13 protein-coding genes are annotated in these 11,862 nt (G+C 32.7%); 8 read left to right on the forward strand and 5 right to left on the reverse strand.

All coding sequences use genetic code 11. The features are described 5' to 3' along the window. A partial coding sequence (locus ACIQ11_RS04800) for an RluA family pseudouridine synthase (protein WP_396153312.1) occupies positions 1-878 on the forward strand: 878 nt, incomplete at its 5' end. A 30-nt stretch (positions 879-908) separates the two neighbouring features. On the opposite strand, the gene hutI is transcribed toward ACIQ11_RS04800, so the two are convergent. Continuing rightward, a complete protein-coding gene (gene hutI / locus ACIQ11_RS04805) occupies positions 909-2,150 on the reverse strand; it encodes an imidazolonepropionase (RefSeq protein ID WP_396153314.1) in 1,242 nt (413 codons plus the stop codon). A 48-nt stretch (positions 2,151-2,198) separates the two neighbouring features. On the opposite strand from hutI, the gene corA reads away from it, so the two are divergent. The 4 genes from corA (at position 2,199) to arsB (ending at position 5,345) form a co-directional block, all read left to right on the forward strand. Continuing rightward, positions 2,199-3,263: a magnesium/cobalt transporter CorA gene (gene corA / locus ACIQ11_RS04810; protein WP_396153316.1), complete on the forward strand. Its 1,065-nt coding sequence runs from the start codon at positions 2,199-2,201 to the stop codon at positions 3,261-3,263. 90 nt (positions 3,264-3,353) lie between these two features. Then, positions 3,354-3,677, forward strand: coding sequence for an ArsR/SmtB family transcription factor (locus ACIQ11_RS04815; protein ID WP_396153318.1), 324 nt, complete (start codon positions 3,354-3,356; stop codon positions 3,675-3,677). A gap of 17 nt (positions 3,678-3,694) precedes the next feature. Beyond that, positions 3,695-4,303, forward strand: coding sequence for a low molecular weight phosphatase family protein (locus tag ACIQ11_RS04820; RefSeq protein WP_396153320.1), 609 nt, complete (start codon positions 3,695-3,697; stop codon positions 4,301-4,303). Positions 4,304-4,310: 7 nt separating this feature from the next. Next, on the forward strand, positions 4,311-5,345 hold the full coding sequence (gene arsB, locus ACIQ11_RS04825; protein WP_396153322.1) for an ACR3 family arsenite efflux transporter: 1,035 nt from the start codon (positions 4,311-4,313) through the stop codon (positions 5,343-5,345). Between the two features lie 352 nt (positions 5,346-5,697). Here the strand turns inward: arsB and ACIQ11_RS04830 are convergent, their stop codons facing one another. The 3 genes from ACIQ11_RS04830 to ACIQ11_RS04840 all read right to left on the reverse strand — a co-directional run bounded on the left by ACIQ11_RS04830 (position 5,698) and on the right by ACIQ11_RS04840 (position 8,164). Beyond that, complete coding sequence (locus ACIQ11_RS04830; RefSeq protein WP_396153324.1) at positions 5,698-6,555, reverse strand: flagellar motor protein MotB; 858 nt, start codon at positions 6,553-6,555, stop codon at positions 5,698-5,700. Positions 6,556-6,704: 149 nt separating this feature from the next. Then, on the reverse strand, positions 6,705-7,694 hold the full coding sequence (locus ACIQ11_RS04835; RefSeq protein ID WP_396153326.1) for a glycosyltransferase family 2 protein: 990 nt from the start codon (positions 7,692-7,694) through the stop codon (positions 6,705-6,707). A 14-nt stretch (positions 7,695-7,708) separates the two neighbouring features. Further along, positions 7,709-8,164: a type I restriction enzyme HsdR N-terminal domain-containing protein gene (locus ACIQ11_RS04840; RefSeq protein WP_396153329.1), complete on the reverse strand. Its 456-nt coding sequence runs from the start codon at positions 8,162-8,164 to the stop codon at positions 7,709-7,711. Positions 8,165-8,218: 54 nt separating this feature from the next. On the opposite strand from ACIQ11_RS04840, the gene holA reads away from it, so the two are divergent. The 3 genes from holA (at position 8,219) to ettA (ending at position 11,247) form a co-directional block, all read left to right on the forward strand. After that, positions 8,219-9,220, forward strand: coding sequence for a DNA polymerase III subunit delta (holA, locus tag ACIQ11_RS04845; RefSeq protein ID WP_396153331.1), 1,002 nt, complete (start codon positions 8,219-8,221; stop codon positions 9,218-9,220). Between the two features lie 74 nt (positions 9,221-9,294). Beyond that, entirely contained in the window at positions 9,295-9,477 is a 183-nt protein-coding gene (locus ACIQ11_RS04850; protein WP_396153337.1) for a CAL67264 family membrane protein, read from the forward strand. A gap of 78 nt (positions 9,478-9,555) precedes the next feature. After that, entirely contained in the window at positions 9,556-11,247 is a 1,692-nt protein-coding gene (ettA, locus tag ACIQ11_RS04855) for an energy-dependent translational throttle protein EttA (protein WP_396153333.1), read from the forward strand. Between the two features lie 55 nt (positions 11,248-11,302). Here ettA and ACIQ11_RS04860 read toward each other — a convergent pair. After that, positions 11,303-11,862, reverse strand: a 560-nt coding sequence (locus ACIQ11_RS04860; protein ID WP_396153335.1) for a phosphoribosylformylglycinamidine synthase subunit PurQ, incomplete at its 5' end; no start/stop codon positions are given.

An 11,862-nucleotide genomic window follows, 5' to 3' on the forward strand; every position in this document is an offset into this window, starting at 1 on the left:
AAATTTTTAATAATAATCCGCCTGCAGGAGCTGGAGAATGTGCTGCGCCAAAGTTATTGCATTATGCATTTCAGAATGATTTAAAGCCCATTTGTATGGCCGAATTTTGGTGGGGACAATCGCCAAATTCTGAAGTACGCCAACACAAGCAATTTTACCCGTCTTGTAAAAGTAAATGCGAACCTATTTTAATGGGACATATGCTTAAAGATTTAGAAATGGAAGAAAATCCATTTATTATGAATCACGCAGCAGGAAAAGACATTGAAATTGTATATGAAGATGAGGTTATGCTTGCTATAAATAAACCAACGGAATTTTTATCCGTTCCAGGAAAAACCATTTCAGATTCTGTTTATGCTCGAATTAAGGAAAAATATCCGGAAGCCACAGGTCCTTTAATTGTGCATCGATTGGATATGTCTACTTCTGGAATTATGCTTATCGCGAAAAATGAAGCTACAGCCGTACAATTACAAAGTCAGTTTATAAATAGAACGATAAAAAAGCGTTACGTGGCACTTTTAGATGGTTTGTTGGAAAAATCATACGGTTATATTGATTTGCCTTTGCGAGTTGATTTAGAGGATAGGCCTCGTCAATTAGTGTGTTACGAACACGGAAAATCGGCACAAACCAAGTGGAAAACCATTGAAGTTAAAAACGGAAAAACGAAAGTTCATTTTTTTCCCATTACTGGAAGAACTCATCAATTAAGAGTTCACGCTTCGCACAATTTAGGTTTGAAAACCCCAATTGTAGGCGACGATTTATATGGTACGAAAGCCGATAGATTGCATTTGCACGCCGAATATATTCAGTTTGAACATCCGATTACAAAAGAACTAATGGAGATTTTGGTGGAAGCTGGGTTTTAGGTTTGCCGTAAAGAGGCAATCTTTGTGAACTTAGCGGTTAAAAACTTTCCCATCTAACCAAACACTATCAATCAAATTCGTAGCAAAACAATACGGAATTTCGTAATAACTATGTAAAGGTTTTGTAATAATCAAATTGGCTTTCTTGCCTTTTGTAATACTTCCGTGCGAGTCGCTTAAATCCATTGCGTAGGCACCGTTAATTGTCGCTGCATTTATGGCTTCTTCTGGAGTCATTTTCATTTTTATACAAGCCGTAGCAACCACAAAATGCATATTTCCAGAAGGCGTTGTTCCTGGGTTAAAGTCAGAGGCTAAGGCTAAAGGTAAGCCAGCATTCAACATTTGTCGTGCTGGCGTGTACGGGATCGAAATAAAATACGAGCAACTTGGTAAAGCCACTGGCATACATTCAGAATTTTTTAATGTTTCAATGTCTTCATCAGTTACAATTTCAAGATGGTCTACACTTAACGCTCCGTTTTCTACACACGCTTTTATCCCGTTTATGGCTGTAAACTGATTTACGTGAATTTTTGGTTTTAAACCATATTTTTTACCTGCTTCCATAATCTGAATGGTTTCAGAAACACTAAAATAACCCGTTTCTAAAAAAGCATCAATATAATCGGCTAAATGTTCTGCTGCGATTTTGGGTAGCATTTCATTGATAATCAAATCGATATACGCTTGATGATTTTCTTTGTATTCCGATGGAAATGCGTGTGCACCAAGGAAAGTTGCCTTTATAGCAATTGGATAGTTTTCTTTTAGCTTTTTGATTACACGAAGCATTTTTAATTCGCCTTCTACAGTTAAACCGTAACCAGATTTAATCTCAACAGCTCCTGTACCTTGAGAAATGACTTCTTCCAAACGTATTTTAGATTGGTTGTAAATTTCTTCTTCAGATGTTTCGTTTAATTTCTTTGCCGAATTTAATATTCCACCACCACGATTGGCAATTTCTTCGTATGACAACCCATTTATTCTATCTACAAACTCGCCACTTCTATTTCCAGCATACACAATATGGGTGTGACTGTCGCAAAAACTGGGCATTACAATTTTTCCAGTAGCATCAATAACTGTTGCTTTTTCTAATTCTTGACAATTTTCCATCAAACCAAAATCAGAAATAAGATCATTTTCCAAAACTAAAAAAGCATTCTCTAAAATGGGTAAATGCGCCATTTCCGAACCTGAAACTTTTTTAATAGAAGTTTCTCTAACTTGGAGTAATTGTTTTATATTTATAATTATGGTTTGCATAAGAAATAGTTATATTTGTAAAAGGTAAAAATACTTATTTAAAATAAAGTGCGAAAACTATTATACAAAAAAGGTCGAAAAGTTATACCAACTCTAATAGAGTATACGGGTAAACACGAAAATATTGCGCCTGAAATGCAACTATTTGTTTACAATTCTGAGGAATTATCGGAATTTGAAGATATAAAACTATCTCAATTAGACAAACATCTGGATGCGACTAAAAACAATTGGATTAATTTGCACGGCTTGTCGGATATTACCTTAATTAAGGAAATTGGCATAAAATTTAAAATTGATGATTTTATTTTAGGTGATATATTAAATATTCTGAAACGATCTAAAGTTGAGGAGTACAATCATACCCTATTTTTTAATATTAAGTCCTTACTTCCAGATTCAAATGGTATTGATGTAGAACAAATAAGTTTTATTTTACGTGATGGTTTCTTGTTTTCGTTCCAGGAGAAAAAAAGTGATTTTTTCCTTCATATTCGAGAAAGAATGCGACAACAAGCTGGAATTGTTAGAGATAGAAAAGTCGATTATTTATTATATCTTCTTCTTGACGCCGTTATGGAAAATTTTTATATTACCATAGAAAGCGAGGAGCATAAAATTGATACAGTTATTGATTTAATCAAGACCAAACCCAATCCGAATATTTTAGAAGATATTGAACATCATAGAGATAATTTAAACTTTTTACGTCGTTCTATTGTACCACTTCGCGATTCTTTATATTCTATAAAAAGTATGAAAGATGATGATGTTTTTAATGTCATTACAGTTGAAAATTATTCATTTTTTTCTCGATTACATCAAAAATGTTTGGAACTTTTAGATCAGATTGATGCCGATTTAAGCTCGTTGGATAGCGCTTCTTCGTTTTATTTTTCTATGCAAAGTCATAAAATGAATGAAGTGATGAAAACCTTAACTGTAGTTTCTGTATTTTTTATGCCGTTAACGTTTGTTGTGGGTGTGTATGGAATGAATTTCGATAATATGCCCGAATTACATTGGAAATATGGTTATTTTTATGTGGTAGCCGGTATGTTTTTATTGTTTGTATCTATGATTATTTATTTCAAAAGAAAAAATTGGTTTTAAATAAATTCACCTAAAATGTTTCTGTTTTATTACGAAACATTTTTTTAGTCATATTATTATCGTAATATTGCAATATATAAATATGAAACAATGGGAATTACAAAATCTGAATCCTTTACAACAGAACAAAACAAAATTGCTAATTTGTTAAAGGCTATGGCAAACCCAGCCAGAGTAGCTATTATTCAGTATTTACTAAAAGTAGATACCTGTATTTGTGGCGATATTGTAAATGAATTACCATTGGCACAACCTACCATTTCTCAGCATTTGAAAGAATTGAAAAATGCCAATATCATTCAAGGCACCATTGAAGGAAAATCAATATGTTATTGTTTGAATAAAGACGTATTTGAATCTATTGGACGTTATTTTATGGGAATGTACATTAAGTTAGATGCCAAATGTTGTTAAATTAAATTGCGAAAAATATGTTTGAAAATCTATCAAAAACCATTGAAATTGTAAAAGAAATCACTGTTTCGAGTGAAAGACAGTCAGTTTTGAAACCCTTAGCGGATTACATTCAAAATAAAGTCAATCTTCAAGAAGATATTCGTTTGAATTTTATTTGCACACACAATTCTCGAAGAAGTCATTTGTCGCAAATTTGGGCACAAACTATGGCGTTTCATTTCAATATAAAAAATGTTTTTTGCTATTCTGGTGGAACGGAAGCCACAGCTATGTTTCCAAAAGTGGCTGAAACCTTAACAAATCAAGGATTTGAAATTCAAAAAATTTCAGATACAGAAAATACTGTGTATGCTGTAAAATTTGACGAAAATCAACATCCCATTATTTGTTTTTCAAAAACGTATTTCGATGAATTTAATCCGAAAACCAATTTCTCAGCCATAATGACTTGTAACAACGCCGATGAAGGTTGCCCTATGGTTTTTGGTGCAGATTCTCGATTTCCAATTAAATACGATGACCCAAAAGCTTTTGATGGCACCGAATTAATGAATGAAAAATACGCAGAACGTAGCTTACAAATTGCTTCGGAAATGTATTATGTGTTTTCTCAAATAAATTAAATCAAAAATGAAAAAAAGATTAGGATTTTTAGACCGATTTTTAACACTTTGGATATTTTTAGCGATGCTACTTGGCGTTTCTATTGGTTATTTTATAACAAATTCAGTTGATTTTATCAACTCGTTTTCTTCGGGAACTACGAATATTCCTTTGGCTATTGGATTAATTTTAATGATGTACCCGCCATTAACCAAAATTGATTTTTCAAAAGTGCCACAAATGTTTGAAAAACCAAAATTACTAACCGCCTCGTTTCTTATTACTTGGATAGTAGGTCCGTTTTTAATGTTTTTGTTGGCGACTTTTTTCTTAAAAGATTACCCTGAATATATGACGGGTTTAATTATTATTGGTTTAGCACCTTGTATCGCTATGGTTATTGTTTGGAATGAATTAGCTGAAGGCAATCGTGAATTAACCGCTGGTTTAATTGGTATTAATAGTTTGCTGCAAGTGTTTTTCTTTAGTTTGTATGCCTATTTTTATCTTGAGATTATGTTGCCGTTGTTTGGCATTAAAGGTTTGCAATTAAATATAACCATTGTAGAAATTGCACAAACCGTCGGAATTTATTTGGGCATTCCTTTTGGGTTAGCGCTTGTTAGTAGGTATGCCATAAAAAAATACATTGGCGAAACCTTCTTCAATCAAAAATTCATCCCTTTTGTATCTCCAATAACGTTAATTGCGTTACTTTTTACAATTGTAGTTATGTTTAGTTTGAAAGGCGAAATGATTGTAGATTTACCTTTGGATGTGCTTAGAATAGCCATCCCGTTAGTTATTTTCTTTGCGATTATGTTTTTCTTGATGTTTTTTGTGTCTAAAAAAATTGGGGCTAATTACCGTGATGCGGTGGCGTTATCTTTTACAGCATCGGGTAATAATTTTGAGTTAGCAATTGCCGTTTCTATAGGTGTTTTTGGTATCAATAGCGGACAAGCTTTTGCAGGTGTCATAGGTCCGTTAGTGGAAGTACCCGCTTTAATTATTTTAGTGAATGTAGCGTTTTGGTTGCGAAAACGGTTTTTCACAAAGTGATTCAGATTTAATTGTATTTATTTTAGTTTTGTTCGGGTTTTGTTCGGTATTCCTTCGGTAACGCTTCGGTAAAACCCCTATTTTACCGAAGCCCTACCGAACAACTACCGAAGGAATACCGAACAAAACTCTTAAAATACATCTGGTTTTTGATAAATATGCGAAGTATTATTTCTCATTTTTCTCTAACCCAAATATATTAAATCATTTTCAAACTTCTTTGTAGAATGATTTCTACAAAATGGGTGTGGGGTGAAGGGTAAAAGGTGTAGGGTGAAGGGTTTTGTTTCAAATTTTTTGAAACAAAAAAAAGCGACTATAAAGTCGCTTTTTAAAATCTATGTTTTGAGAATTACTTTTTCCCTAAGTTTTTCATTTCTTTTTCTAACATATCGTAAAACTGGTCAATTTTTGGCATTATAATAATGCGTGTTCTACGGTTTTTAGCTTTGTTAACTGCTGTATTGTTAGCCACTAATGGCACATAAGAGCTTCTTCCGGCTGGTATTAATTGTTTTGGATTCACACCTAAGTCGTTATGTAACACACGTACAATAGCTGTTGAGCGTTTTACAGATAAATCCCAATTGTCTAATAAAACAGCACTTTTATAAGGTACATTATCCGTATGGCCTTCTACCATACATTCAAAATCAGGCTTGCTGTTAATTACTTTTGCTACTTTAGCCAATACGTTTTTAGCTTTAGCGTTTACTTCAAAACTACCAGATTTGAATAATAAATTGTCTGCTATAGAAATCATTACCACACCTTTCTCAACATTAATATTAATGTCTGGATCGTCCATACCTACTTCACGTTTTAAACTTGTAACTAATGCTAACGTTACGCTGTCTTTTTTAGTTAAAGCATCTTGTAAACGGGTAATTTTTAAATCTTTTTCTTTTAAACTCTCTAAAGATTTTTCTAAATTTTCTGAACCTTTAGCAGATAAAATAGCCATATCTTTAGACATTTCTACTAAATCCGAATTTGTTTTCTTTAAATAATCCAACTGTGTAGCTAAACTGGTGTTGTCTGTATTTAATTTTTCTTTTTCATCCAAACAGCTGTTTAATTTTACAGTTGCTGTATTTAGTAAATCTTGAGTTGCTTTTTCTTTAGCTTCAAGCATAGCAAATTTCTTTCTTGACACACACGAAGTAAGTACAAAAGGAATAATGGCTGCTAAAATTAATATTTTTTTCATTGAAATATATTTTTTACAAAGTTAAATAGAAAAAATCATACCAAAGTGAGTTGAACCGTAAAATTTATGTTTTTTTTAGCATTATTGATAAGACAAACATCTAAAGTCAAAAGTCAAACGTCTAAAGTCTATAGTCAAATGTCTAAAGTCTAAATTCTATTAAAAATATTCTTTTTCTGAACAAAGTAATTCCAGACGATAGATTTTGTATAATAATAAGCTGTTTTTTGACTGTTGTTTCTTTTCTTTAGATTTCGTCCGATTAGATGATAAAAATAAAAATGGGCTTTTAAAATGGCAAAAGTATGTGTTACTTTTCCTTGAAATATAAATTGAACACCTGCTAAGCCATCTAAACACATACGTGTAAAAATGATTGGAACCAGTTTTTCTTTCGGAAGATTTTTAGTTAACATCAATAATGAATTTCTAAAATTCAAAAATGTTTTCATTGGATTGGCTTCGTTTAAAGTTGCACCACCCACATGATACACTACAGATGTAGGACAGTATTTTATTGTATGTCCTACGTTATTGGCACGCCAACACAAATCAATTTCTTCTTGATGCGCAAAAAAATCACCATCAAATCCTTGTAAACTTCTAAACACCTCTTTTCTTATAAAAAAACAAGCGCCTGTTGCCCAAAAAATTTCAGTTTCGGTATCATATTGACCCAAATCTTCTTCTAAAGTATCAAAAATTCGACCTCTACAAAACGGAAACCCATATTTATCTATAAATCCACCAGCTGCTCCGGCATATTCAAAGTGTGTCTTCTTTTTGTAATCTAATAATTTGGGTTGAATTATGGCAGTGTTTGGTTCGTTATTAAAAATTGTTTCTATAGGTTGTAGCCAATTTTCAGTTACCTCAATATCCGAATTCACCAAAGCATAATAAGGTTCTTCAATATATTTTAGTGCTTCGTTATATCCTTTTGCAAATCCGTAATTTCCAGCGTTTTCAATAATTTTTACAGTTGGAAATTCGTTTTTCAACACGGCAATAGAAGTATCTGTAGAGGCATTATCCGCCACATAAATAGTAGCATCCCCAGAAAACTGAAGCACGGAAGGCAAAAATTGCTGCAATAATTTGGCACCATTCCAATTTAATATGACTACGGCTGTTTTCATTCAGACTTCTTAGATTATTGGATCTTTAGATTATAGTTAGGTAATTCTTTTAAAAAAGTATATTTTTCGTTTTCAAAATCCATTTCACAAAAATAATGATTTAATCCATTCGTTACCATTAAATATGTGGCTTTCAGAGTAAAATTATATCTTGCAATTTGATCGAATGTGTTTTGAGAAATGTCTACATCAGGTTGTTTGCACTCAACCACCAAGAAAATACTACCATCCGAATTGAAAATTACAATATCATATCGTTTGCTCATTCCGTTAATTTTTACTTGTTTTTCAACGTTTATAAGCGATTTTGGATACTTGCATTCTTGTATTAAATACTGAATCGTGTGCTGCCTAACCCATTCTTCTGGAGTTAGCACCACAAATTTTTTTCTAATTTCATCAAAAATAGCAACTTTATTTTCACTATTTTTGAAACGAAAAGAATACGATGGAAAATGTAACTTTTGCATCTTGCGAATGTATAATCAAATCCACGAATAAACAAATTATCAAAACAACATATTTTGACTGAAGTAATAAAAATAGTTAACGATATTAAATCTAAAAATTACAAACCCATTTATTTTTTATGTGGGGAAGAAACCTATTATATTGATAGAATTTCAGATTTAATTGAAAGTTCGGTACTTACTGAAGATGAAAAATCCTTTAATCAAGTGGTTTTGTATGGTAGAGATACCACTGTTGAAGAAATTGTGTCAACAGCAAAACGCTTTCCTATGATGGCAGATTTTCAGGTGGTGATTGTGAAAGAAGCGCAAAATTTATCTAAAACATTTGAAAAATTTGAGTCGTATGCCTTGAATCCGCAACTTACTACTATTTTGGTTTTTGCTTACAGAGACAAACCAGATGGAAGAAAAAAAATATTTAAAACCATAAAAGATAAAGGCGTTTGGTTTGAAAGTAAAAAATTATATGACAATCAAGTTCCAGATTGGATTGTTAAAGTATTAAAAGGTCAGAATTACGGAATTGAACCTAAAGCAGCCGCTATGTTAGCCGAATTTTTAGGAACAGATTTAGCTAAAATTAATAACGAATTGGAAAAGCTAAAAATTGTTTTTCCTGAAGGTCATATTTTTACACCAAAAAACATTGAAGAAAACATTGGGTTTAGCAAAGATTATAATGTGTTTGAACTAAAATCGGCTTTAGCTACGAGAAATCAGCAAAAAGCCTATACAATCATTCATAATTTTGCGGCAAACCCAAAAGACAATCCAATAGTTGTTGTTAGCGGTCAAATGTTTACTTTTTTTGCTCAATTGTTGCAATATCACGGATTAAAAGATAAATCAAAATTCAATGCCGCAAAAGCATTGGGCGTCAATCCATTTTTTATGGATGAATATGCTACAGCAAGTAAAAATTATCCGATGCGAAAAGTGAGTCAAATTATTGAAATCATTCGCGATATGGATGTAAAAAGCAAAGGTGTAGGTTCTGGTTCGATGAAAGAAGCCGATATATTGAAGGAGTTAGTTTATAAAATTTTCAACTAATTAAATAAAGAAGTATAGTTACTAAAAATTATAAAAAATCACGATATTTGCAACCCAAAAGGGATTAAAAAACAATAAAAATGAATAAAAATACAGTTTTAGCTTGGGCTACAGGTATTATGATTATTATGGGTTTAATAATAATCAGTTTAGCTATATACAGATATGATGATGTAGCAGGTTGGGGCTTTGGAGCGGTAGGAATTGGGTTTTTTGCTAACGCCTGGGTATTCAATGCTTTAAAAGGAAGAATGTAAATCTAAATTACGAAGTTTGAGTTAAGATTTACGACGATTATAAGATTATAAACAAATAATAAACAACAAAAAAATAAAATGTCAGACGATAAAAAAGTAATTTTCTCAATGCAGAAATTGAGTAAAAGTTATCCAGGTGCAGATAAACAAGTATTAAAAAACATCTATTTGAGTTTCTTTTACGGAGCTAAAATTGGTATTTTAGGACTTAATGGTTCAGGAAAATCATCTTTATTAAAAATTATTGCAGGAATTGATAAAAATTATCAAGGTGATGTAGTTTTTCAACCTGGTTATACGGTTGGATATTTAGAGCAAGAGCCCATTTTAGATGAAACAAAAACGGTTATAGATATTGTGCGTGAAGGCGCTGCAGAAACGTTTGAATTATTGGCTGAATTTAATAAAATTAATGACGATTTTGGTTTGCCTGAAGTCTATGAGAATCCAGAAAAAATGGAGAAACTTATGGATCGTCAAGCGGAATTACAAGACAAAATTGATGCTTGTGGTGCGTGGGAAATCGATACTAAGTTAGAAATCGCAATGGATGCGCTTCGTACTCCAGATCCTGAAACACCTATTAATGTGTTGTCTGGTGGAGAAAAACGTCGTGTGGCTTTATGTCGTTTGTTATTGCAACAACCGGATGTATTATTATTAGATGAGCCAACCAACCACTTAGATGCCGAATCTGTACTTTGGTTAGAACAACATTTAGCACAATATTCAGGAACCGTAATTGCCGTTACGCACGATAGATATTTCTTAGATAATGTTGCGGGTTGGATTTTAGAGTTAGATAGAGGTGAAGGTATTCCGTGGAAAGGAAATTACTCATCTTGGTTAGAGCAAAAATCGAACAGAATGGCTCAAGAAGAAAAAGTAGCTTCTAAAAGAAGAAAAAATTTAGAACGCGAATTAGATTGGGTGCGTCAAGGAGCAAAAGGTCGTCAAACCAAACAAAAAGCACGTTTACAGAATTACGATAAATTATTAAACGAAGATCAAAAAGAATTAGACGAGAAATTAGAAATTTATATTCCTAATGGACCTCGTTTAGGAACCAATGTAATTGAAGCTAAAAATGTGGCGAAAGCATTTGGTGATAAATTGTTATACGACGATTTAAATTTTGTATTGCCACAAGCGGGAATTGTTGGAATTATCGGTCCGAATGGAGCTGGTAAATCTACCATTTTCAAAATGATTATGGGCGAACAAAAAGCCGATGCTGGAACTTTTGATATCGGAGAAACGGTGAAAATTGCTTATGTGGATCAATCGCATTCTAATATTGATGTGAATAAAACGCTTTGGGAAAACTTTTGTGATGGACAAGAATTAATTATGATGGGCGGCCGTCAAGTTAACTCACGTGCGTATTTATCACGTTTTAATTTTGGTGGAAGTGATCAAAATAAAAAAGTAGCTACTTTATCGGGTGGAGAAAGAAACCGTCTGCATTTAGCTATGACGTTAAAAGAAGAAGGAAACGTATTGCTTTTAGATGAGCCAACAAATGATTTAGATGTAAACACACTTCGTGCTTTAGAAGAAGGTTTAGAAAACTTTGCAGGTTGTGCCGTAATTATTTCGCACGACAGATGGTTTTTAGATAGAGTTTGTACGCATATTTTAGCTTTTGAAGGCGAGTCGCAAGTATATAGTTTTGAAGGAAGTTTTACAGAATACGAAGAAAACAAGCGCAAACGATTAGGTAAAGATGTTACGCCAACTCGAATTAAATACAAGAAATTAATTCGATAATTTGGATATAAAGTAAAAGGGCTGTTTCATATGAAACAGCCTTTTTTTTATGTTTTTATTTTTTGTTATCTATCCACTTTCTGGCATTCAAAAAGGCTTCTAGCCAAGGTGAAACGTCATCTTTTTGATTTCTGTCTGGGTAATTTGCCCAATTCCAAGGGAATGTAGAACGCTCAATATGTGGCATCATTACTAAATGACGACCAGTTGTATCGCACAGCATCGCCGTATTATAATCCGAACCGTTTGGATTGGCTGGATACCCTTCATAACCATATTTTGCTACAATATTATACGCATTTTCTGGCATTGGTAAATTGAATTTTCCTTCACCGTGCGAAATCCAAACGCCTAAAGTAGCACCTTCTAAAGTAGAAAGCATCACCGAGTTGTTTTTCTGAATTTTTACAGAAGTAAAACCACTTTCGTGTTTGTTAGAATCGTTGTGTTTCATTTTTCCGTGCACCTCGTGCTCAGGATTAATCAGTTCTAATTCCATCATCAATTGGCACCCGTTACAAATTCCAACAGAAAGTGTATCTTCTCTTTTAAAGAAGTTTTTTAAAGCAGAGTTTGCTTTTTCATTGTATAAAAAGGCACCAGCCCAACCTTTAG

The organism is Flavobacterium sp. (assembly GCF_044361065.1).
Lineage (GTDB): Bacteria > Bacteroidota > Bacteroidia > Flavobacteriales > Flavobacteriaceae > Flavobacterium.